The following is a 23,844-nucleotide window of genomic DNA, read 5'->3' as shown; positions in this document are numbered from 1 at the left end:
AATGCGTTATTGGAAAGTAATTGTACTTGCGGCAATTGTTATCTTGGGTATTGGAACCTATTATATTCAAAATGCCTTTGCTAATTCTGATTACCCAGAATTTCATTTAGAGAAGGTGGGCGGTGATGAGGATGTCGTGAATGGCTTAACATTTATGGGAAACTATTTTGATAACTACAAAGAGATTGGGGAAAATGTTAAGATTACATCCGAAGATACTATTTATCAAAGTGAACTTTCTTATTTTGATTATTTAACAGAAGTTTTCCAAGACTCAACGATAAGAAGATTACAATCAGATTATCGCAAATTCATGCGTGGAAAAAATGAGGGTTCATCAGCTTTCTTTGAGGATGATAAACGGTTAATCTATGCAGGGTCATTAGGTATAGAATCTGACATAGGTTTTAGAATCGAAATGTTGGATAAAGAAGTCAATGAAACGACAGACTTTCAAGTGGAGATACCTAAAAATAACATTAACTATATGAATGTGGTAGATGTTCAAGCGGATGAAAAGGAAGTTATCATCACTACACGAAACTTCTATACGCATAATCCAAATGAATCTGAAACAGAAGAGGGTTTCCATGTATACCGTATTAATATAGAAAATGGGTCCTTAATTGGTGATGAAATCATTTATGAAAATAAAGTAGATCATTCCGATAAAGGATGGACTGAGTTAATTGAAGTAAATAATGATATGGAAATCGGAAAAGAGGACTATTTTGTCTTCCGATTGGATCATATGAAAGAAAAAGAATATGGATTTGAAGCGGATGGTTCCGATTATTTCGCTTATCATTTCGAGACAAATGAATTAAAAGAGATGAATTTACCGAATGAACGATTATTTGTGGAGAAAACTGCATATGTTCATGGAGGGGTCGTTTATTTCTTGAATAAAACGAAAAGTGGATTTGAGTTTATTCGTTATCAAATGGATGATGGGGAATTAAATACGATTGAAGTTCCGACTACATTAAATCTAAATGAAGGAAATACAAACGTGATTTTCCATGATGGAAAAATATTTATCCCTAATTCAAGTGAAGAAGGAAACAACTTGTTTGTGTTAGACGAAAAGACTGGAAAGCTAGTTTATGAAGGAAAATTGAGCGCAGACAGAGAATTGGAAAATGTATACCTAGATTTAAATGACCTAGCTTTTGAATAAAGGGGATGTGGTTGGTTATGGACCAACCACATTTTTGTATATTTTATCTATTTTTTGTTCTAATAAATCCATATGAACAATTCGTGCTTCCCTTATATACTCTTTGCCGTTAACAAAGAGTAATAGCACTGGAACTGTAAAAATATTAAATCGACCGGCAATTTCTCCTACCGTATCTACATTCACATGACCTAATGTAATGTTTGGGTATTTTTTCATTAGATTTTGTACTTGAGGAAGAAGTCCATGACAAACACTACAGTTGTTTTTTGAAATATATATAAAGGATAATTCGGAGCTTTGAATAAATGTATCAACCTTATCCAAACTAGTTAAATTTTCAAATTCCCCCATTTCTTCACCTCATTCGTTAGAATTTAGTATATCAATCTATATGATTTAATGGAAATTGTACGTATATCTTAGGGGAGACAAACTATACAAGCAGTTTTTAAATGAATATAAATATAGTACATCTAGACAAGAATTTGTTTAGAATGTAATTTCCTTTGATCCATGATTCGTTCTCATATTGGGAAGGCCAGATTTTCTTGGCTTTCCCGTTTTTTTTTTTTTTATGAATATAAAAATACCTCTCTAAACTTGACCGGTGTCAAGTTCTTTTTCCCTCATCTGATTTATGATTGAACTAGAAAGAAGAGAAAGGGAAGGTGAGGTTTCATGTTATTAAAGATAAACAAATTTAAAAATCATATTACAGCAATTGCAGGTTTCTTATTAGTATTAGCGTTAGTTACGCATTTTATGGATTTGACCGTTTTAAAACAAGCAGCATTACTTATCACCACAGTGATAGCAGGAATTCCAATTTTCATAAAGGCATTTCAAGCTTTGCGAATGAAGGTGTTTAGTATTGAACTACTCGTTGCAATCGCTGTAATTGGAGCATTGTTTATCGGTGAATATGTTGAGTCCGCAGTTGTTACATTCTTATTTTTATTCGGTGACTATCTCGAAGCACGTACATTACAGAAAACACGTTCATCGTTAAAAGAGCTAATCGATATGGCTCCTCAAGAAGCGGTTGTTTGGAGAGGTGGGGAAGAAGTTACAGTTGAAATTGACAAGGTAGAAGTAGGGGATCACGTCATTATTCGCTCTGGTGGGAAGGTACCGGTTGATGGAAGTGTCATTTCTGGGCAAGCGTCTTTAAATGAAGCGGCAGTTACTGGAGAGTCTGTACCAAAAATGAAAAGTAAGGATGATAAGGTCTTTAGTGGAACAATTGTGGATAGTGGATACATGGAGATAATAGCAGAGAAGGTTGGAGATGACACAACTTTTGCTAAAATTATTGAGCTAATGGAAGAAGCACAGGATTCTAAATCCAAAACAGAGAAATTCCTTGATAAGTTTGCCAATGTATATACACCTGCAGTTGTTATTCTGTCTGTACTTGTGTACCTCATCACAAGGGATTTACACATAGCGATTACTTTCTTAGTCGTTGCCTGTCCAGGTGCTTTAGTTATTGGTGCCCCAGTATCTAACGTCGCGGGAATTGGTAATGGCGCTAAAAATGGTGTTCTTGTAAAAGGTGGAGAAGTAATGGATAAGTTCTCCAAAGTGGATACCATTGTATTTGATAAAACTGGTACATTAACAAAAGGAAAGCCGGAAGTAACAGATATTAAAGTATTTGGTGAATATGAGGAAGAGGATGTATTACGATTAGTTGCTCAGGCAGAAACTGTTTCTGAACATCATTTAGGTAGAACGATTGTAAAAAAAGCAAACGAAAAAGGTATGGAACTGTCCATTAAACCGACAAATGTTGAAGTTATGAAAGGAAATGGTATTCATGTAACGATAGGAGTCAATCATTTATCAATAGGTAATAAAAAATTAATGGATGCAGACGGAATCCATATAAAGGACGAGGTAAGCGCGTATGCCATTGAACGAGAAAAATTAGGGAATACAGCTATCTTTGCAGCTATTGACGGGAAGATTGTTGGAATCTTTTCTATCGCTGACCAAATTCGCGAAGATGCGGTAGAAGCATTAACCAGGATGCGCAAAAATGGAATTAAGAAAATGATCATGCTTACAGGGGATAACAAACACACAGCAGAACTAGTTGCGAAAAAATTAGGATTAGATGAATTCCATGCAGAATTACTTCCAGAAAATAAAGTGGAATGGGTTAAGAAATTAAAGGAAGAAGGACATGTTGTTGCGATGGCTGGAGATGGAATTAATGATGCCCCTGCGATTGCTACAGCAGATATTGGTTTGGCGATGGGAGAAGGTGGTACAGATGTATCGATGGAAACTGCGGATGTTGTCTTAATGGCGGATAAACTAATGCAATTTTCCCATGCATACTCTTTATCTAAAGCTACCATTCGTAATATGAAACAAAATACATTTTTCGCGGTAGGTACTGTGTTTGTTCTATTAGCCGGAGTATTAGCGGGATCCGTACATCTAGCATCAGGAATGTTCATTCATGAAGCAAGTGTCCTATTAGTTATTTTAAATGCCATGCGTCTCATTCGTTTTAATCATAGAAATATCGAAAGGGAGCGACAAGTGCAAGTGGCAGAAGTATAAGGTAAACTTTCAAAATTTGACTTAGGTCAAGGAAAGGAAACAATAAGCACTTTATAATAAAGGTAGAATAAAACAAAGGAGAGATATATATGAAAACAATAAAATTACAATTAGAGCCATTAACTTGTCCATCTTGTATTAAAAAGATTGAAACTAGACTAGGTAAAATGAATGGTGTAGAAGAAGTAAAAGTTATGTTTAACTCAAGCAAGGTAAAAGCAACTTTTAATGAAGAATCAGTAAAAGTGGAGGAGATTAAAGAAACGATTGAAAAGTTAGGGTATCCAGCATTAAATTAAATACTTGTCATGTAGTTGAATACAGAAAGCAGGTAGAACTATTTCTACCTGCTTTCTCAGTTATACGTTTAAACTTGAACTTTAGAATTAACACTACTTTGAATCAAATTTCTAACCTCATCATGTTTGCCCTGATATAAAAGATCTACAATTTTACTTCCGACGATAACCCCATCACAATGGGAACTTAGCTCATGTGCTTGTTCTACACTAGATACACCGAATCCTGCTAATACTGGAACGGAGCTATATTTTTTTAGGTTCTCTAAATAGCCCTTAACATTGTCACTGTGGGAACTTCTAACACCTGTAGTCCCCATCACAGCTACAGCATAAAGGAAACCTTCTGATTTACGAGCGATTTCTTTTAATCTTACCTCAGGACTAGTCATTGCAGCAAGGCGAATAAAGGCTATTTTCTCGTTTGATAAGTGAGTAGCAATCGGTCCTTCTTCTTCCATGGGAACATCAGGAATGATTATACCGTCCACCCCAGAGTCTGCACAGTCCTCAGCAAATTGTTCCATTCCATAATGGTAGATTGGATTTACGTAGGTCATTAAAATAATCGGAATGGAGCGGTCTTCCTTCGTAGATTTTAAAAACTCTAAAATAGATTTTAATGACGTTCCGTTAGCTAAAGCACGAATTCCTGCTTCTTGTATGGTTGGGCCGTCAGCAATTGGGTCGGAAAAAGGGATACCTAATTCAATTGCCGAAGCTCCACTTTCTTGTAAAAAGTTAATTCTTTCTTCCAAAATATCTAAACCACCATCACCAGCCATAATATAAGGTACGAACAAATTTTGATTGGCTGCTTGTTTTTGTTGTAATACTTGTTCTAGTTTAAGACTCCCCATCTTATTCTGCCTCCAATCTAGATTTTACTTGTTCAACGTCTTTGTCCCCACGACCTGAAAGGCAGATTACTAGTGTTTCTTTAGCACTCATTTCCTTTGCTAGCTTCATTGCAAGTGCAACAGCATGAGAACTCTCTAAAGCTGGGATAATACCTTCCGTTTTAGATAAAAATTGAAATGCCTTTAGTGCTTCCTCGTCTGTAATTGGTTTGTAGGTTGCCCGTTTTGTATCGTGTAGATGACTGTGTTCTGGTCCGATTCCTGGATAATCTAATCCTGCTGAGATAGAAAATGCTTCTTTTACTTGGCCGTTTTCATCTTGTAGTAGGTGAGATAAAGTGCCGTGAAAGATTCCGAGTTTTCCTTTTGTTAATGAAGCTGCGTGATCATTTGTCTCTACTCCTAATCCAGCAGCTTCTACCCCATATAGTTTTACCTTTTCGTCTTCAATAAATGGGTGAAACATGCCGATGGAATTACTACCACCGCCAACACAAGCTACAACAGCGTCAGGTAACTTCCCGGTTTGTTCGATAATTTGGAGCTTCGTTTCTTTACCGATAACAGATTGTAAGTCACGGACAATCTTAGGGAATGGATGCGGTCCAACAGCTGACCCAAGAATATAATGTGTATCATTCACATGACTAGCCCAGTAGCGTAATGCTTCATTGGTTGCATCCTTTAAGGTGGAACTACCTTGTGAAACACTACGTACTTCTGCACCTAGTAATTCCATACGAAATACATTTAGCTTTTGACGTTTAATATCTTCTGCACCCATAAATACGATACAATCAAGTCCGAGAAGAGCACAAACAGTAGCAGTTGCAACTCCATGCTGTCCAGCACCGGTCTCTGCAACCACTTTTTTCTTACCCATTCTTAGAGTCAGTAATGCCTGCCCAATCGTGTTATTGATTTTATGTGCTCCAGTATGATTTAGATCTTCTCGTTTTAAAAATATCTTTGGACCACCTAGTTGTTTGGAAAGTTGTTCCGCAAAATATAAGGGTGTCTCTCTTCCGACATATTGTTTTAAATAGTAATCTAATTCCTCTGTAAAAGAAGGATCAACCATAGCTTCCTCATAGGCTTTTTCTAATTCAATTAAAGCAGGCATTAATAATTCTGGTACAAACTGTCCTCCGAATTCTCCGTAACGTCCTTTGTTATCAGGCATGGTGTAAGTTGTCAATGTTCTCATCCTTTCCAGTTTGCTTTACTAGCTGAATAAATTGTTTTATCTTTTTATAATCTTTAACGCCGTCTGTTTCAACTCCACTTGATACATCGACACCAGCAGGATTGACTAGAGTTATCGCTTCTTGAACATTTTCACTAGATAGTCCACCTGCAACTAAAACTTTACTCGAATCTATCGTAAGTTGATGTATTAATTTCCAATTAAATGTTTTTCCATTTCCACCACGATACTTTCCCTTAGGACTATCTAATAGGTAAAAATCACAAGGATAATCGGAAATAGTAAAAATGTTTTTAGGTTCAACGGCAAAGGCCTTAATCACTTTATATGGAAGTTTACGTGCGATATCAGCTGTTTCATCTCCATGTAGTTGGATATAATCTAGCCCGACTATTTCAGCGATTTCTATCATTCTATCGATGGATTCATTAACGAACACCCCAACTTTTTTCACATAGTCAGGAATGGATTCAGCAATTGTAGCAGCTGCTTCCGGTTCTATCTTTCGCTTACTTTTAGCAAAAACGAAGCCAATAAAATCTGCCCCGCTCTTAACGGCAACTTCTGCAGCGGTTTTTGTTTGGATGCCACATATTTTAACAAGCATGAATTATTTAGCCCCTTTCAATAGGAGGGGAACTTTTAATTCTTGGAATGCTTCATCGATATTATCGGCTGACATTAGTGTTTCTCCGACTAAAATTACCTTTGCACCAGCATCTCTCGCGCGAATGACATCTTTTTGTGTTTTCATGCCACTTTCGCTGATTAGAATAGTGTCAGGATTGGTTACCATTGATGCTAGCTCTTCGGTAGTAGCTATATTAACTTCAAATGTTTTTAAGTTTCGGTTATTAATCCCGATAATTTCTGGATTTAACTTTAACGCACGTTCCATTTCTTCTTGATTATGCACTTCGACGAGAATTTCTAAATCTAAGCCCTTTGCATAGTGATAAAGTTTTTCCAAATTTGTATCATCCAGTGCAGCAACAATTAAAAGAATAATATTTGTACCCGCTGCCTTAGCGCGGTCTATTTGAATCGTATCTATAATAAAGTCCTTACACAAAATAGGGAGGTTGACTGCTTTCCTTACTTCTCGTAAATCATCCATTGTTCCATTAAAGAACGCCGGATCGGTTAAGACAGAAATAGCTGTGGCTCCTGAAGCTTCATATTGCTTAGCTTGCTGAACAGGATTGACCTCCATATTAATATTTCCTTTTGAAGGGGAGGAGCGTTTAATTTCTGAGATGACACACATGGAATCAGATGATTGAACTTTTTCCTTAAATGAAATAGTAGGTTCATATTCCATTGAATCAAACGTTTGTTTAAAATATTTTTGTATTTCTTTTTCCTTTTCTCTTAAAATTTTATCTAGAATAGTCATTTAATACACCCCGCTTGGAATTTTTTTTGTCTAGCTCCAGCGCCCAGCGACTAGCGAGACTTCCTTCACCTCCGTACGATAAGTCAACATCGACTCACTCCGTTCGTCGTGTTTCCTTTATCTCCTGCGGCTCAGTCCAGTCCGTACGTCGCTAAACGGGCGCCTGATCTTTTCTTACTATATTGTATGAGTCGTTCTAATTTTTCTAAAGCTGCTCCTGAATCGATACTTTCTCTTGCCAACTCAATTCCATCTTGAATGGTTTCTGCTTTTCCATTTGTAAAAATGCCGATTCCTGCATTAAGAAGAATCGTGTCATAATAAGCGCCTTTTTTTCCTTGTAAAACACTTAATAAAATATCCGCATTTTGTTTAGCATCGCCGCCCATAATATCTTCTTTCGTATAGGTGGGTAATCCAACACTTTCAGGGGTTAAGGTGAGTCTTTCAATATGTCCTTCATGTAAGACCATAAGGTTGTTTTCCCCGGATAATGTTGCTTCATCTACATTTCCAGCACCATTAATAACAACAGCACGACGCCGGCCTAATTTTTTTAATGACTCAGTAAGAACAGGTAATAACTCTTTGTTGTATACACCTAGAAGCTGTGTATCTAATGGAATTGGATTCGTTAATGGGCCAATAACATTAAAGACAGTTCGGATACCTAAATCTTTTCGCACTTTTGTAAATGGTCTTAACGCCCCGTGGACATTTGGTGCAAATAAAAATGCAATTTTATTCTCGTGAAGTAGCTCCTCCACATGGTCTTTGGTTAAGCTTAGGGAGACGCCTAATGCTTCTAGCACATCCGCACTCCCGGATTTACTCGTGATACTTCGGTTTCCGTGTTTAGCAACCGTAATTCCAGCACCAGCTAGAACAAAGGCAGATGTTGTGCTTATATTGAAGCTGAATGATTTGTCTCCACCTGTCCCACAATTATCAATTGCATCTGGGATTGGTGCTGTATGGAAAGTTGATTTGGAACGAATAACTTCTACAATCCCCGCAATTTCTTCCGCAGTTTCCCCTTTACTGTGTAGGGACGTTAAAAGTGCGGCAATTTCTGAATCCGTTACGGTTTCTGTTAAACAGTATTCTGTTACTTCTTTCATTTCTTCAAGTGTTAAATCCACACGATTAATTAACTTTTCTAAATAGCTTTTCATTGAATAGTCTCCTTTACCGGACTTTTTGAATTTCCTCTAAAAAGTTAAGAATCATTGATTTCCCTGTTTTAGTACCAATCGATTCAGGATGAAATTGAACTCCAAAAACAGGATATTCCTTATGTTTAATTGCCATTATTTCGTCATCTTCAATTGAAACGGAAACTAGTTCTAATTCATCTGAAAGCTCATGTGAAACGTAAGAATGATATCGCATGACCTCTAAAGGATTAGGTAGCTGGTTAAAAATCCCATTTCCATTGTGTGTGATTAAAGATGTTTTTCCATGCTTTATTTCTTTTGCAGTTCTTAATGAACCTCCAAAAGCTTCTGTAATTGCTTGATGTCCTAAACAAATTCCCAAAATCGGTATCAATTTATAAAAGTGTTGGATGATTTCAAGACAATTTCCAGCTTGTTTAGGTAATCCAGGACCAGGTGATATGATAATGGCCTCAGGATTCATTTTTTCAATCTCAAGTACTGTAATGACATCATTTCTAACCACTATTACTTCGACGTCAGCTTCTGAGAAATACTGGTATAAGTTATAGGTGAAAGAATCATAGTTATCAATTAACAAAATCATACTTACTCACCTCCATTAAGGATCTGGCTTTATTTAATGTTTCTTCATATTCCAATTCGGGATTAGAGTCGAATACGATTCCAGCCCCAGCTTGCAAGTAAGCCTTATTGTCTTTTACAATAAGTGAGCGAATAGCTAGTGCAATGTTAATGTCATGATTAAAATTGATAAATCCAATGCCACCTGCATATGCCCCACGTTTCTTTTCTTCTAATTCATTAATAATTTGCATGGCACGGATTTTGGGCGCTCCGGAAACAGTGCCTGCAGGTAAACATGAAATTAATGCATCGATACTAGAATAATTGGCTTTTAATTTTCCTTTCACCTCAGAAACAATATGCATGACATGTTGGTATTTTTCTATTGTCATATAAGTGGGAATCGAAATCGTGCCAGCTTCACAGACGCGTCCAAGGTCATTTCGACTCAAGTCCACTAACATTTTGTGTTCCGCAATTTCCTTTTCATCTTCAAGTAGTTCTTTCATTAAGTCCATATCTTCCTGAGCGGTTTTCCCACGAGCCCTTGTTCCAGCTATTGGATTTGTTATTATTTCATCGCCTTGTGTTTGTACAAGGCTTTCTGGTGAAGCGCCTAAAAGTAGGTAGTCCTCAAAGTCAATGTAAAACATATAAGGGGATGGATTCGCTTCTCTTAATTTTTTATAAAATATAAAAGCATCTCCTTCCACATCAGCAACCAAGCGTTGGGATAATACTACTTGGAAAATCTCTCCCTTTTGGATATGTTCTTTTGCTATGTTTACTTTTTCTATGAAAGCCTCTTTCGTAATTTCTGGTGTAAAATTCATTGGAGCATCATTCGCTCCGTTAATATTAACTTTCCTATATAACTTTTCCTTTAATGTCTCTAAACGCTTATCAAGTACAAAGTCAGACTCATCTTTCGTGTTAATCGTAATAAGATAGATCTCATCATTGTTATGGTCAAAGATAATAGTATTTCGAAAAACCATAAAATGGATGTCTGGCATGCTCCGATTGTCTGGTAATGTTTCACCAATATTTTCAAACTGACGAATGGCATCATATCCAGCGTAACCAACTGCTCCGCCATAGAAGGGGAGGGTAATAGGGAAATCTAATTTTGGTAGATGATTTTTTAAATAGGTTAGAGCATTTTGTGCTACTTCTTTTTGTGAGTGAGAATCATAATTGATGATAGTTGTTTGACCGTGATATCCGATAATTTCTTCGTAAGGATTTTCTCCTATGAACGAATATTTCCCTTTCTTTTCATGTTGAAATGTGCTCTCCAGTAGAAACTTTCTTTTCCCGGTTAATTTTCTGTAAATATCAGTAGGTGTTAAGGAATTAGCTTTTATTTTTATTAATTTATAAGTAGGTGTACTCAATTTAGTCATTCCTTTCTAATTTAAAATGCGCGTTGAACAACCTCTTAAAATAAAAAAATCCTCAGGTAAACAACTCGTAATGTTTACCTGAGGACGAATTTGGTCGCGGTGCCACCCCAGTTGAAAAGAAGCTCTCTTTTCCACTCTTTCCGTGTAACGTCGGAATTACGTGTTTCCCTACTTTAAAGGTTGTTCAAAGAGTCCAATGACTTCTTTTGAACATTCACTTTCTTTCAGGAAACCTCTCATAAGTCCATTCAGCAAAGATCGTGTACTGGATTTCCACCGGCACCAGTTCTCTATTTCACGATGATTTTGCTTACTACTCTTATTCAACAATTTTATTATTTAAATACAAAAAGGCCCCACATCCTAAAAGGACGAAGGACCGCGGTACCACCTTTATTAGCTAAGTAGCTCAACTTTAGCAATACAAAGTTAATATAAAAGGTTGTTCAAAAAGTCCGGTGAAAATGACACTTCGCATTTCTTCGTTGGCTTGCTTTTCCGTTCCTCACGTATTAATTGCATACGTTCCGGTACTCAAAACTACGCCGCCTCGAACTGCTCGGTCCTTTTCATCCTCCTTTTTGAACACGCACTATAACTTTTGTATTGTCTCGGGTAACGATGAGACGAAATCGCCAAAGCCTACTGCGGTCAATTCGGTTCGGTTTGGAAGCTCGGAAGCCCATTCATCTACATGATCACACTGGTTCACACCAACCACCAGCTCTCTTAAGAGTCAGTATAGATTACTCTTCTTCGTCATTGCTTAATAATTTAATTGATTGTGCTTATCTTAGAATAAATTATCTTAATTGTCAATAGTTGTTTGAAAATTCTTTCCGTACATCTTTTTTTCTTTATAGTATTAAGTTATCACCATATAATTATCCACATAAATTAAAGTGTTGTGGGTAAATAGGAATATCATAATAATAAAAGTAAATAATAATGCACAGTAATATGTGGATAGTTGTGAGTAATTTTGTGGATAATGTGGATAATATTTAACTTATTTCTAACTGTGGATAAAAAATAAAGCTAAGGCAACCCTCAGCTTTATTTTTTTAATTCGTTAAAACGAATAAACTTTTCATTTAAAGAGATTCGTTCTTTCTTTTCTGGTGCTTGGTCAAAATATCCTAAATGAATAAACCCGACAATTTTTTCATTATCTTCAACGTGGAGCAATTCTTTCACCTTTGGATCATAGATATGTGGATTTGTTTTCCAAACTACACCAAGTTGCTTTTCCCAAGCTAATAACCAGAAATTTTGAATCATGGATGCAATTGCGCCGAAGTTTTCATCCCTTGTTTTTTCGATTTCTGAGTCTTCCATAATAGCAACAAGGATTGCATTTGGCTCATTTAAATAATCTTCACGATTCTGTCTACGCTCTTCTGGATACGTTGATGCAACTTCCTTGGCAAAAGTAGGCAATTCATCCTCGCCAACAAAAATAAATCTCCAAGGCTGACGCATCCCGTGGGTGGGCGCCCAGATTGCAGAGTCTAATAAATCTCGAACAACTTCTTCTGTTACTTTCTTATCTGTATATCCCTTTTTAATTGCGCGGCGTTCACGAATGATATGAAGCAATGCATTTTCTTTCTCCATTTTATTTCCCCCTAGTGAGTTCATTAACCATAGATTTTACTCAAATACATTAGCAAAAGCAAATAATGCCCGTTTAACTACGCGGCGTTACTACAACTCCTGCCTTTACAGGCGGAAGATATGTGCCGCCAAGCTCCGAAATAAGGGCGACTAAGTTTTAGGTGGAGTTAAAACTCCACCTAAACCAAGTCTTCTTTATAACACTTGCTACTATCCATATATTAAATATTTAGGAGAGATGTGATAAGAATCACAACCTTGTCTATAGTCTTTTGGTGTAAAATAGGCATAGGTAGGAGGTAAGAATATGACGTTCTATGAATTTCTTGTGTTTCTCCATATTTTTTCTGCTATTTTAGGTATGGGGCCTGGTTTTGTAATGAGCTTTGTGGTGACACGCTCAAACCCTAGTAATATGACGGAATTAAGGCATTCCTTTGCTATTCGTAATAAATTGCATATTATAACAATGGTAGGAGGAACCTTACTGCTTATTACTGGAATATGGATGGGGTTTTTGAATACGTATTGGTTTTCTCAAGGATGGTATGTAAGCAGTCTATTTCTATTTTTAGTTGCGTTAGCTTTTGGACCAACTTTGCTTAAATCCAGATCAAAACCTATAAAAGAACTACTTCGGGAATATAAAGAGGAAGACATTCCAGAAGAATATAATCAACTATCCAAAAAACTTTTCTTTGTAGAACATATTGAAAATATTATTTTTCTTATCATTATTGCACTGATGATATTAAAACCGTTTTAGAGGATGTTCAATAGGTCCATTATGAACACACGCTTTTAAAAGAAGAGGCTGGGACAAAAGTTTTTTAACCACATGAAATCCTAACATGATTGAGCGAATAATCGCTTCGGAAATATACTTCGCTTTCACATCCAGTACAGGGGCGACATCTGCTCGAAAAGACCTCGCAGTGTCTACCTTGCCGCGGGCGGCTGTTGAGCCTACTCCGGGCTATTGCCCTACGTAGTCTCACCTAGGCCTTTCCTCCCGTAGGAGTCTACGTATATTTCCTACGCTTAAATAGTGCATTATTCGTCTTTTAGGTTAAATTTTTTAGTTATGTCTCAACCTCTTTAATTTTTTAAAATATATTCTTCTAAAGTTAAATTATTTTCCATTATTTCTTTTGCGGCTTTTTCCCCAACATATCGTAAGTGCCAAGGTTCATATTGATATTTTGTAATTTCTTCTTTTCCTTCAGGGTAGCGGATAATAAAACCATATTCTGAGGCGTGTTCCTTTATCCATTTACCTTCAGCTGTTTCACCAAATTCAACAATTAAATCAAAATTAACCTCTGGACTAGTAACGTCCATTGTTAGTCCAGATTGATGTTCACTTTCTCCAGGGCGTGCACTAAATACATTCGCTTCTTTTTCTCCGTGTTTTTCTACATTAGAAGCAAAAATGGCTTTTTGTCGATCATAAGAACGATAGCCAGATTGAGCGAATAATTCAAGATTCTCTTTGTCAGCTGCTTCAAACATTTTTTCTAAGGCATCTGCTGCAACTTTGCGCATTTGTTTTTTTGGCAATTCCTCCGTAAAAGGAAAGCGAACATTTGGTGTTACTAAATCTTCAGGTTCATAGTTTTCTGGTAAAGCAAATTCTTTATTAACAATCGCTAACACATCGTACGGATTGGATAAAATCTTTGTATCTAAATCATCAGAAACGGCTTCCTCAACAAAAGGTAATTCTTTTCCAGGTTCTATCGTTTTATTATCTTCTAAAAATAGGTTAATAACCTGTCTCGTGTTTTTATCATAAACCCCAACGGCCATAAGCTCATCATTTTGTAATTGAAAATCTGTAATTGCCCAAGTAGTGGCCTCGTCATAAATACCGTTCACTTCTATATCATATCCTGCTTTGTTTAAAGCTTGCTGGAGCAGTTCTACTTGTTCACCTTCATCCATCTTTTGAAGAAATGCATCTGGAGCAGAAATAATAGATTCCTCACTATTATTTGTTGATGTTTCGATAGCTTCATTATTTGGATCATTTATTTCTGTATTAGAAGCAGAAGAGCATGCGGAAAGAAAAACAATTAATATAATAGAGAATAATAAAGCTTTGTTATTAAACATAATAGCTTCTCCTTTTAATAAGTTTCACTTTATTTTCTCACAGAAGGTATGGTGCAACAATAGCAATTTTAAAAAATGATTGATTAAAGGTCCTGGAATGTTTTTGCAATTAAGGAAGTTAAAAACTCCATATTCCCTTAAGTGCAACTTGGCATTCACCAAACTAATTGTGAATGCCAAGCTTTCCCTTAATAAAAATAGTTAGGTTCAAATAACCAGGACAATAGATAAATTAATTTCTTTCCTCAAATAATCTACAAATTTCAATGATAACTTTTGTAGCCTTTTCCATATTATCAACAGAAATATATTCGTATTTTCCGTGGAAATTTTCTCCACCGGTAAAGATATTAGGGGTTGGGAGTCCCATGTAGGAAAGTTGAGAACCATCTGTACCGCCACGAATAGGTTCGATAATCGGTTTGATATCTAAATTATTCATGGCATCTTCCGCAAGGTCAACAATTTCCTTCACGGGTTCGATTTTGTCACGCATGTTATAGTATTGGTCCTTTAATTCTAATGAAACGTTAGCCTTGCCGTATTTTTCTTTTATTTCTTGAACATAGGATTCAACTGTCTTTTTACGCTCTTCAAATTTATTTCGGTCATGATCGCGGATGATATAGTAAACTTCTGTTTGCTCTACATCGCCATTGACGGATATAAGGTGGTAAAAACCTTCGTAGCCTTCTGTATATTCAGGAGCTTCTTTTTCCGGAAATTTATTAATAAACTCGGTAGCAATCTTACCTGAATTTATCATTTTATTCTTTGCTGTTCCGGGATGGACATTATTTCCTTTAAAAGTTACTTTCGCACTTGCAGCGTTAAAACTTTCATATTGTAATTCCCCTAATGGGCCTCCATCGATGGTGTATGCAAAAGCAGCATCAAATCTTGGAACATCAAATTTATGAGGACCTCGACCAATTTCTTCATCCGGAGTAAAAGCGATACGAATTCTTCCATGTTTTATTTCTGGATGTTGGATTAAATAATCCATCGCAGTCATAATCTCAGCTATTCCTGCTTTATTATCTGCTCCTAAAAGAGTTGTGCCGTCCGTAGTAATTATAGTATGCCCTTTATAACTAGGTAATTCTGGGAATTCCTTAGCAGATAATACAACGTTTCTTTCTTTATTTAATACGATGTCCTCACCGTCAAAATTTTCGATGACCCGGGGTTTCACATCTTTGCCTGTAAAATCTGTAGCTGTATCAACATGTGCTAAAAATCCGATTGTTGGAATATCCTTATCCATATTGGAAGGGAGAGTTGCCATTAAATAACCATTTTCATCTATTTCAACATCCGTCATTCCGATATTCTTTAATTCCTTAGACAGTATTTCAGCAAGTTTTAATTGGCCAGGTGTGGAAGGAGTGGTGTTTGAATTCTCTTCTGATTGGGTATCCACTTTTACATAGGATGTAAACCGCTTGATTAATTCATTTTTCATTTTCTTAGCTCCTTTACGTTTTAGTTTAAACCGAATTGAACTTATTAATATCTTATCAAAATAGATTTGATTTTGAAATAATGGAGGATATACATGTCATTTGTCGTATATAATTTTGAAAGGGATACAATTGGAGGGATTACTATGTCATTCTTAATGGGGATAGATGAGCTAAAAGAAAGAATGGTCAATAAAACGGATAGTACTGTAATTGTGGATGTACGTTTCGTATTAACAGAACCGGATGCTGGAAGAAAGTTGTATTTAAATGAGCATATTCCTGGTGCAGTTTATTTGGACTTGAATCATGATCTAGCTAGCAAAGCAGCAAAGCATGGCGGTGCACATCCATTGCCAGACATGAAGTTATTTGCAGCTAAAATGGGGAATATTGGTATTGATGATGAAACAACAGTTGTCATTTATGATGAGGAAAACGACATGTTTGCAGCAAGAATGTGGTGGTTGTTACACTATTTAGGGCATGAAAAGGTTTATATTTTAGAAGGTGGTTATAAAAAGTGGATGGAAGAAGGAAATCAGGTGACAGCTGAACCACCTTCATTAAAAAAGAAACAATTCGTTGCGAAAATTCGTGGGAATGAAACGGTTTCGATGAAGGAAGTAAAAGAAAAAGTTGAAAATAAAAAGGCGATTTTAATTGACTCACGAGATAAGGATAGGTATTTAGGTATATGGGAACCACTTTATAGCAAAGCTGGTCATATTCCTGGCGCCGTTAATTATTTTTGGAAAGATATTTTCAACGCCGATGGTTCCTGGAAGAACAAAGAACAGTTATCTAACCATTTTTCTTCTTTACCAAAAGATAAGGAGATTATTGTTTCTTGTGGTTCGGGTGTTTCAGCCTGTCCAAATATTGTAGCACTAAAATCATTAGGATATAAAAATATCAAACTATATCCGGGTAGTTTTAGTGATTGGATTTCTTACGATGAAAATGATATAGAATTAGATGAGGAAGAAATTTATTAAAAGTGCGTGTTTAAAAAGGAGGATAAAAAGGACCGAGAAGTTCGAGGCGGCGAAGCTTTGAGGAACGGAACGTATGCACTAAATACGTGAGTATCCGAAAAGCAAGCCAACGAAGAAATTCGAAGTGTCATTTTTACCGGACTTTTTAAACATCTTCTAAAAGGAGTGAAATTATGATTCATATTACATTAAACAATGGACTTACTATGCCGCAATTAGGATTTGGGGTTTGGAAAGTACCGGATGAAGAAGCGACCCCTGCCGTGGAAAAGGCTCTGGAAACGGGATACCGTTCCATTGATACCGCTAAAGTTTATGGGAATGAAGTGGGCGTTGGTAAAGCGATTGCTAAGAGAAACATTCCTAGAGAAGAGTTGTTTATCACAACGAAGGTATGGAATGCTGATCATGGTTATGAAAATACATTAAAGGCATTTGATGCAAGTCTTGAAAGATTAGGTCTTGATTACGTGGATTTGTATCTCATTCATTGGCCAATGCCAAAGTTTGATCAATATGTTGAGACGTATAGAGCACTTGAAAAGCTGTATGCGGATGGACGGGTAAAAGCGATTGGTGTATGTAACTTTGATATCGAACATTTAGAGCGTATTTTAAAAGAGTGTGATGTGGTTCCAGTTATCAATCAAGTAGAATACCATCCATACTTACAGCAAAAAGAATTGAAGGAATTCTGTGACCAACATCAGATTAAGTTAGAAGCGTATAGTCCACTTATGAATGGAAGAGACATTTTACATGATGAACTAATTAAAGAGCTCGCGGAACAATATGGAAAGACACCTGCACAAATTATCTTACGTTGGCACTTACAATCAGGAGTTATTGTCATACCAAAATCTGTTACACCTTCACGGATTGAAGAGAATATAAATGTGTTTGACTTTGAACTGAATGAATCCGATATGGGTAAAATTGCGGAATTAGATAAGAATCTTAGAATTAATAATAAACCAAGTGAATTTCATAATAAATAAGAAAAATACCGGATGAACATAAAGTTTCATCTGGTATTTTTTAAATCCCTACAAATCTAATTAATGAAAAAACCTTTTCACTGCTTCTTCGTATTCAAAAAAGTAATCAGGAATATCCTCTATATCTAATCCAACATACATATTCTTAACAATCGCGTCGTTGTACCATTTTTGTTTTTCATACCCAGCATTAAAGTTTTTCCAAATTCTTTTCCCTTGTTCTTGTAAATCTTTTTCAAGACCTAGTAAATTATCTAATTTATCCGCTACAATAAGATACTTAACTTCTTTACGAGCAATTTTAACGGTATCAATCGTATGTTGCTTCCGTTCTTGCCAAGATTTCGTTTTATCTTCTGTGTGAGCTGCAACTAGCTCTGTAACGACTGGGCCAAATGTTTCTTCGATATCGTTTATAGTATAGGAAGTGTCCTCCACCACATCATGGAGGAAGCCGGCACATATTAGTTCATCATTAAAGCCTGCATCCTGTAATCTTTTAGCTACTCTTATCGGATGAGTAACATACGGGCTATTAGAATTTTTGCGTGTTTGACCTTTATGTGCCTTTGTAGCAAATGCTCTTGCCTTTTCAATCAAATGAACACGTCCTTGTAAAATGTTTTACCTTTAGTATATAAAAAATATAATCAAAAATCCTATTTGCTTTCAATTTTATTTGTTAATGGGTAAACTATTAACAATTACTATTAAAGGTTGTACACACAAAATTAATCACATAATCTGGAGGTACCTATTCGAATGGAAAAAGGCATTAACCAAAGGAAAACTGAACATATTCGCCTATGTATGACTGGGGATGTAGAAGGAGTTAATAAGTCTACAGGTCTTGAGGGAATTGACTTTATACATAATGCATTACCAGAAGTTAACTTTCATGATATAGAAATAAATACGAGCTTTTTAGGAAAAGATTTAAAAACGCCATTTTTGGTTAGTTCCATGACAGGCGGTTCGGAATTAGCAACGACTATCAATCAGAATCTTGCACGTGCAGCTGAAAAAAAAGGTTGGGTTATGGCATTAGGATCGACCCGCGCAATGCTTGAAAGTGATGCACATAAAGAATCCTTTCTAATAAAAGATTATGCACCAAATGTCCCGCTTATCGTTAATCTTGGTGCAGTTCAACTAAATTATGGATATGGTGCGGAGGAAGCACAACGAATTGTGGATTTAACGAATGCCGATTCCATCGTCCTTCATTTAAATAGTTTACAGGAAGTTGTGCAAGATGGGGGAGACCTTAACTTTGATAATTTACTTCCTAAAATTGAGGAACTTTGCAAAGTAGTAAATGTCCCGGTTGGAGCAAAAGAAGTTGGTTTTGGTATTGATGGAACGGTTGCGGAAAAACTTTATAATGCGGGTGTATCCTATATTGATGTTGCAGGAGCTGGTGGAACATCTTGGAGTCAGGTTGAAAAATTGCGTTCTAAAGATCCATTAAGAAGAGCGGCTGCAGAGGCATTTAATAATTGGGGAATTCCAACGAAGGATTGTATCGTTTCCGTTCGAAACAAGTTGCCAAATATCCCACTAGTCTCGAGTGGAGGAATGAAAACGGGTGTGGATGCTGCAAAGGCTATTACTTTAGGAGCGGATATTATTGGCTTTGCCCGTCATTTATTGAAATCTGCCACCGAGTCAACGGAAAAAGTAATGGAAACGATGGAGCAAGTTGAATTCGAATTAAAAATGACGATGTTCGGAATTGGTGCAAAAAACTTAGATGATTTAAAAAATACGAAGCGTGTTCGAGTCATGGGTAAGTCTTTATTAGAAGATTAAGTGTCAAGTGTTAAGCACATCATTTTTTAATCAAGATTAAGCTATGCTACAATATTTGAAAAAAGGCGGTGGATAGTATGAAAATTGAAGTGTGGTCTGATTTTGTTTGTCCATTTTGCTACATTGGTAAAAGAAGACTTGAACATGCACTGGATAACTTTGAAAACAAAGAAAAAGTTGTTGTAGAATATAAGAGTTATCAATTAGATCCAAATGCAAAGCACATTCCAGGTAAAGACTTTTATGAAACATTTTCGGAATTAAAAGGTATGCCGTTGGAACAAGTGAAGGCGATGAACCAACAAATTGGTGAACAAGCAAAAACTGAAGGGTTAACTTATAACTTCGATACGATGAAATATGCGAACACTTTTGATGCACATCGTGTTGCCAAATATGCGGAAGAAAAAGGAAAGGGAAAGGAAGTTACGGAACGTTTCCTCCATGCTTATTTTACTGAATCTAAATTAATGAGTGATTTTGAAATACTTATTTCTCTTGCCGAAGAAGTTGAATTAGACAAAGATGAAGTAAGAGATATATTAGAATCTAACCGTTATGCGAAAGCAGTCCGTGAAGATATAAATGTGGCTCGGCAAATAGGTGTACAAGGTGTGCCGTTTTTTGTATTTAATGAAAAATACGCAGTTTCCGGTGCACAACCAGAGGAAGTATTTACACAAGTTTTAAGTAAAGTATGGGAAGAAGAAAGTAAAAAACCAATCTTGCAATCTTTAAATCCTAATAAATCGGAAACATCGTATTGCACGGATGAAGGGTGTAATATTGAAAAATAATTATTAGACCTAAAAAGCATGCTACCTACACGAAAGTTGGTAGCATGTTTTTTATTTTACTTTTTGGGCTAGTTGTTATTGACTGCACCTACAAATCTGTTATACTTGTAATTGAGAAGCTAATTGATAATGAATCTCATTCTTAATTAGAATGTATAAAAGGTAATAATTATTCTTATTTGCACTATGAATATAAAAGAAAATTCTTTGGGAAAATAAGTTTCACTTTAGGAGCAAGATTTGTTTCAGATAATATTTAATGGTGTTATTATCTTCCCCTTATAAACCCTATGTAAGTGTTATAGTATCTAGGAATGTGATGGATAGTAGGAAAAGAGGAAAATATCTCCAAGACTTGCTTCATCCATTTTTCAAAATGATACATATGTCATCGGTAAAATATCTACCTTTTAGATTACTTAGAAGGTTGGATTGTATATAACTTTCTTCTTGCATAAGTGAAACTAAGGTAATCATCTAAAGGTTTGGTGAATGCCAAGTTTTCTAATCAGTTTTTTGTTTTTCTGATCAAATTAGTACTCAGGATGACAGCACTTTCAATGTTCATGCTGAGAATAACACATTATGAGGATTACAAATGAGACTATGGATGTTAATAATTGTAGCTATAGTCCTGTCGTGTGTATCGCTCTTTATAGGTGCGATTGATATCAAGGTTAGTGACTTACTCAATTTGGATTCGGATGAGACTCAACTTTTTTTAATCAGTCGAGTGCCACGTTTAATGGCGATTATATTGGCGGGAGCAGGAATGAGTATTGCTGGTTTAATTATGCAGTCTTTAAGTCGAAATAAATTTGTATCGCCAACGACTGCTGGTACATTAGACGCTGCAAAACTAGGGATTTTAATTTCAATGATGTTCTTTACGAATGTAACGTATACACAGCAAGTTATTTTTAGCTTTGCATTTGCTTTAGTTGGAACATTAATTTTCATGCAAATTCTAGATCGTATTAAATTTAAAGACGCCATCTTCGTTCCATTAATAGGAATTATGTATGGGAACATTTTGTCAGCGATCACTACCTTTTTTGGGTACGAAGCAGACATTCTCCAAAACATTTCATCTTGGTTAATGGGGAGTTTTACACTCATTATTGCCGGTCGTTATGAACTGTTATATATAAGTATTCCGGCTGTTATATTAGCTTACCTTTATGCGAACAAGTTTACGGTTGCTGGTATGGGTGAGGATTTTGCTAAAAACTTAGGATTAAGTTATAAGTTTGTACTTAATATCGGGCTTGTACTTGTCGCAATCATTTCAACATCAGTCGTACTGACTGTCGGTGTTATACCGTTTTTAGGTCTTATTGTACCGAATATTGTCTCTCTTTATATGGGTGATAATTTACGGAAAACAATTCCCCATACAATGGTACTTGGAGTTGTATTCCTATTAATATGTGACATAATCGGCCGTATCATCATCCATCCGTATGAAATACCAGTAAACGTAACAGTGGCCGTAATCGGAAGTGCGATCTTCCTAATTATGTTATTTAGGGGGAGAGCATATGCGCAAAAATAGTACAAAATTGATCTTTTTGTTTGTATTAGCTGTTATTTGTGTACTACTTTACGGATTTTATGATATTAAAGGCGGCTTTGATTATGCGTTTCCTAGACGTGTCGTAAAAATTGCAGCTATGGTCGTGACGGGAATTGCTATTTCATATTCTACAGTCGTGTTCCATACCATAACCCAAAACCGTATATTGACGCCTTCCATAATGGGAATGGATTCCATGTATGAAGTAGTACAAACCTTGATTTACTTCTTTGCGGGTTCGATGTCAATTTGGGTTGTAAATAGATATTTAAATTTTGGTGTGGCAATTATTGCAATGGTTTTATTTGCACTTGTTTTATATCGTTTTCTATTCCGTTCCGAGAAGCATCCTATTTATCTACTACTATTAATTGGTATGATAATTGGGACGCTTTTAGGTAGTTTAGTAACATTCCTACAAGTATTAATTGACCCTGTAGAATATTTAAGCCTACAAACGATGCTATTTGCAAGTTTTACGAAGGTTAAGGTAGAGCTGTTATATATTGCTATTGTGATATTAGTCATGGCGTTTATTTATGGCTATCGCATTATGGGTAAGCTAGATGTTATGTCACTTGGTCGTGATAATGCGATCAATCTTGGTATTAACTATGACCGCATGGTAATGAATATTTTAATTTTATCATCAGTACTGATTGCCACATCGACAGCATTGGTTGGTCCTATAACATTTTTAGGATTGATTGTAGCAAATTTATCTTATCAGTTTCTAGTAACATACAAGCATTCTATTTTAATTTTAGGTGCAAGTTTAATTAGTATTATTGCTTTGGTGGGGGGACAGTTTCTTGTAGAACATGTTTTTGAATTACGTACGACGTTAAGTGTTATTATCAACTTTATCGGGGGCATTTACTTCATTTATTTATTACTAAAAGAAAGTAGGTCTGCAGGATGATTGAAATTAAAAAATTGACGAAGCGATTTGGTAAAAAAAATGTTGTGGAAAAGGTTTCATTGACAATTGAACCTGGAACGATTACATCATTTATTGGTCCGAACGGTGCTGGTAAATCAACATTACTGTCAATGGTGAGTCGATTATTAGAAGCAGATACAGGTGAAGTATTGCTTGATCAAAATGACGTGAAAAAGTGGAAATCCAATGAGTTTGCAAAACGTGTATCGATTTTAAAACAATCAAACTTTACGAATGTACGTTTAACTGTTCGAGAACTGATCTCATTTGGTCGTTATCCGTATTCCAAAGGTCACCTAACAGATCTCGATGAAAAACATGTGGATCAAGCCATTGATTATATGAACCTACATGATATGCAGGATCAGTTTATCGATGAGCTATCAGGCGGGCAAAGACAACGTGCGTTTATTGCGATGGTTATCGCACAAGATACCGATTATGTATTACTGGATGAGCCATTAAACAACTTGGATATGAAGCACTCTGTTCAAATTATGAAAATTTTGCGTAAGCTCGTAGATGAGCTTGGAAAAACAGTGATTATTGTTTTACATGATATTAACTTTGCATCTGTTTATTCTGACCGTATCGTTGCTTTGAAAGACGGAAAATTATTGAAAAATGGTCCTACAGAAGAAATTATTAATTCTGCTTCACTCCGTGAAATATATGATATGCATATTCCGGTTCAAGAACAAAATGGATGTCGCATTTGTGTATATTTTAATTCCCATGCGTAATATTAATATAGAATAAAATGTAAACGTCTTAATCAAGGAGTTATATTAATTGGCTTTTTGTTTAAGGCGTTTATTTATTTAATAAAATAGATAGAAGTTTTGCAAAACTTAT

At 35.8% G+C, this 23,844-nt stretch carries 23 protein-coding genes and 2 other annotated features; of the genes, 11 read left to right on the top strand and 12 right to left on the bottom strand.

The annotated features are described in order from the left end of the window. The first annotated feature begins 1 nt into the window (after window position 1). A complete protein-coding gene (locus tag A9178_RS13875) occupies window positions 2–1,180 on the top strand; it encodes a hypothetical protein (RefSeq protein WP_068676285.1) in 1,179 nt (392 codons plus the stop codon). 15 nt (window positions 1,181–1,195) lie between these two features. Here the strand turns inward: A9178_RS13875 and A9178_RS13870 are convergent, their stop codons facing one another. Continuing rightward, on the bottom strand, window positions 1,196–1,534 hold the full coding sequence (locus A9178_RS13870; RefSeq protein WP_068676283.1) for a thioredoxin family protein: 339 nt from the start codon (window positions 1,532–1,534) through the stop codon (window positions 1,196–1,198). A 327-nt stretch (window positions 1,535–1,861) separates the two neighbouring features. On the opposite strand from A9178_RS13870, the gene A9178_RS13865 reads away from it, so the two are divergent. Together A9178_RS13865 and A9178_RS13860 are read left to right on the top strand one after the other, a co-directional pair. Next, window positions 1,862–3,757 carry a heavy metal translocating P-type ATPase gene (locus A9178_RS13865; RefSeq protein ID WP_068676281.1) on the top strand — a complete coding sequence of 632 codons (1,896 nt, stop codon included), beginning with the start codon at window positions 1,862–1,864 and terminating at the stop codon, window positions 3,755–3,757. Between the two features lie 89 nt (window positions 3,758–3,846). Then, a complete protein-coding gene (locus A9178_RS13860) occupies window positions 3,847–4,056 on the top strand; it encodes a heavy-metal-associated domain-containing protein (protein WP_068676279.1) in 210 nt (69 codons plus the stop codon). Window positions 4,057–4,124: 68 nt separating this feature from the next. Here the strand turns inward: A9178_RS13860 and trpA are convergent, their stop codons facing one another. From trpA to A9178_RS13820, 8 genes are all read right to left on the bottom strand, one after another. After that, window positions 4,125–4,916, bottom strand: a complete 792-nt coding sequence (trpA, locus tag A9178_RS13855; protein ID WP_068676277.1) for a tryptophan synthase subunit alpha — start codon at window positions 4,914–4,916, stop codon at window positions 4,125–4,127. Window position 4,917: 1 nt separating this feature from the next. Beyond that, window positions 4,918–6,114 carry a tryptophan synthase subunit beta gene (gene trpB, locus A9178_RS13850; RefSeq protein WP_068676275.1) on the bottom strand — a complete coding sequence of 399 codons (1,197 nt, stop codon included), beginning with the start codon at window positions 6,112–6,114 and terminating at the stop codon, window positions 4,918–4,920. Continuing rightward, the gene (locus tag A9178_RS13845) at window positions 6,092–6,730 is read right to left on the bottom strand and encodes a phosphoribosylanthranilate isomerase (RefSeq protein ID WP_068676273.1); all 639 of its coding nucleotides are present in this window, start codon (window positions 6,728–6,730) and stop codon (window positions 6,092–6,094) included. Before A9178_RS13845 ends, trpB begins: the two co-directional genes overlap by 23 nt. Before the next feature lie 3 nt (window positions 6,731–6,733). Beyond that, window positions 6,734–7,519 carry an indole-3-glycerol phosphate synthase TrpC gene (trpC, locus tag A9178_RS13840; RefSeq protein WP_068676271.1) on the bottom strand — a complete coding sequence of 262 codons (786 nt, stop codon included), beginning with the start codon at window positions 7,517–7,519 and terminating at the stop codon, window positions 6,734–6,736. A gap of 131 nt (window positions 7,520–7,650) precedes the next feature. Next, window positions 7,651–8,694, bottom strand: a complete 1,044-nt coding sequence (trpD, locus tag A9178_RS13835; RefSeq protein ID WP_068676269.1) for an anthranilate phosphoribosyltransferase — start codon at window positions 8,692–8,694, stop codon at window positions 7,651–7,653. Between the two features lie 13 nt (window positions 8,695–8,707). Next, entirely contained in the window at window positions 8,708–9,283 is a 576-nt protein-coding gene (locus tag A9178_RS13830) for an anthranilate synthase component II (protein ID WP_068676267.1), read from the bottom strand. Continuing rightward, window positions 9,267–10,670, bottom strand: coding sequence for an anthranilate synthase component I (gene trpE, locus A9178_RS13825; protein WP_068676265.1), 1,404 nt, complete (start codon window positions 10,668–10,670; stop codon window positions 9,267–9,269). Before trpE ends, A9178_RS13830 begins: the two co-directional genes overlap by 17 nt. A gap of 77 nt (window positions 10,671–10,747) precedes the next feature. Continuing rightward, window positions 10,748–11,006 (bottom strand) — a binding site (T-box leader). Between the two features lie 28 nt (window positions 11,007–11,034). Further along, window positions 11,035–11,442 (bottom strand) — a binding site (T-box leader). 284 nt (window positions 11,443–11,726) lie between these two features. Further along, the gene (locus A9178_RS13820) at window positions 11,727–12,287 is read right to left on the bottom strand and encodes a nitroreductase family protein (RefSeq protein ID WP_068676263.1); all 561 of its coding nucleotides are present in this window, start codon (window positions 12,285–12,287) and stop codon (window positions 11,727–11,729) included. 307 nt (window positions 12,288–12,594) lie between these two features. On the opposite strand from A9178_RS13820, the gene A9178_RS13815 reads away from it, so the two are divergent. Beyond that, on the top strand, window positions 12,595–13,053 hold the full coding sequence (locus tag A9178_RS13815; protein WP_068676261.1) for a DUF2269 family protein: 459 nt from the start codon (window positions 12,595–12,597) through the stop codon (window positions 13,051–13,053). 332 nt (window positions 13,054–13,385) lie between these two features. On the opposite strand, the gene A9178_RS13810 is transcribed toward A9178_RS13815, so the two are convergent. Further along, window positions 13,386–14,402, bottom strand: coding sequence for a D-alanyl-D-alanine carboxypeptidase family protein (locus A9178_RS13810; protein WP_068676259.1), 1,017 nt, complete (start codon window positions 14,400–14,402; stop codon window positions 13,386–13,388). Between the two features lie 232 nt (window positions 14,403–14,634). Next, the gene (gene pepT, locus A9178_RS13805; RefSeq protein WP_068676257.1) at window positions 14,635–15,867 is read right to left on the bottom strand and encodes a peptidase T; all 1,233 of its coding nucleotides are present in this window, start codon (window positions 15,865–15,867) and stop codon (window positions 14,635–14,637) included. A 93-nt stretch (window positions 15,868–15,960) separates the two neighbouring features. On the opposite strand from pepT, the gene A9178_RS13800 reads away from it, so the two are divergent. Beyond that, window positions 15,961–16,863 (top strand): sulfurtransferase, encoded by a 903-nt coding sequence (locus tag A9178_RS13800; protein ID WP_231889854.1) that lies wholly within the window; start codon window positions 15,961–15,963, stop codon window positions 16,861–16,863. Between the two features lie 173 nt (window positions 16,864–17,036). After that, entirely contained in the window at window positions 17,037–17,861 is an 825-nt protein-coding gene (locus A9178_RS13795; protein WP_068676255.1) for an aldo/keto reductase, read from the top strand. A gap of 60 nt (window positions 17,862–17,921) precedes the next feature. On the opposite strand, the gene A9178_RS13790 is transcribed toward A9178_RS13795, so the two are convergent. Beyond that, complete coding sequence (locus tag A9178_RS13790) at window positions 17,922–18,461, bottom strand: HD domain-containing protein (RefSeq protein WP_068676253.1); 540 nt, start codon at window positions 18,459–18,461, stop codon at window positions 17,922–17,924. 162 nt (window positions 18,462–18,623) lie between these two features. Between A9178_RS13790 and fni the strand changes: the two genes are divergently transcribed. The 5 genes from fni (at window position 18,624) to A9178_RS13765 (ending at window position 23,732) form a co-directional block, all read left to right on the top strand. Further along, window positions 18,624–19,673: a type 2 isopentenyl-diphosphate Delta-isomerase gene (gene fni / locus A9178_RS13785; protein ID WP_068676251.1), complete on the top strand. Its 1,050-nt coding sequence runs from the start codon at window positions 18,624–18,626 to the stop codon at window positions 19,671–19,673. A 77-nt stretch (window positions 19,674–19,750) separates the two neighbouring features. Continuing rightward, window positions 19,751–20,470, top strand: coding sequence for a DsbA family oxidoreductase (locus tag A9178_RS13780; RefSeq protein ID WP_068676249.1), 720 nt, complete (start codon window positions 19,751–19,753; stop codon window positions 20,468–20,470). Between the two features lie 598 nt (window positions 20,471–21,068). Beyond that, complete coding sequence (locus tag A9178_RS13775) at window positions 21,069–22,025, top strand: ABC transporter permease (protein ID WP_068676246.1); 957 nt, start codon at window positions 21,069–21,071, stop codon at window positions 22,023–22,025. Next, window positions 22,012–22,968, top strand: a complete 957-nt coding sequence (locus A9178_RS13770) for an iron chelate uptake ABC transporter family permease subunit (protein WP_068676245.1) — start codon at window positions 22,012–22,014, stop codon at window positions 22,966–22,968. The genes A9178_RS13775 and A9178_RS13770 overlap by 14 nt, the downstream gene beginning before the upstream one ends. Next, window positions 22,965–23,732, top strand: coding sequence for an iron ABC transporter ATP-binding protein (locus A9178_RS13765; protein WP_068676243.1), 768 nt, complete (start codon window positions 22,965–22,967; stop codon window positions 23,730–23,732). Before A9178_RS13770 ends, A9178_RS13765 begins: the two co-directional genes overlap by 4 nt. Window positions 23,733–23,844: the final 112 nt, after the last annotated feature.

This window comes from Oceanobacillus sp. Castelsardo (genome assembly GCF_001659985.1).
In the GTDB taxonomy this organism is placed as follows: Bacteria; Bacillota; Bacilli; order Bacillales; family Amphibacillaceae; genus Oceanobacillus.
This window is presented reverse-complemented; position numbering and strand designations above follow the sequence as displayed.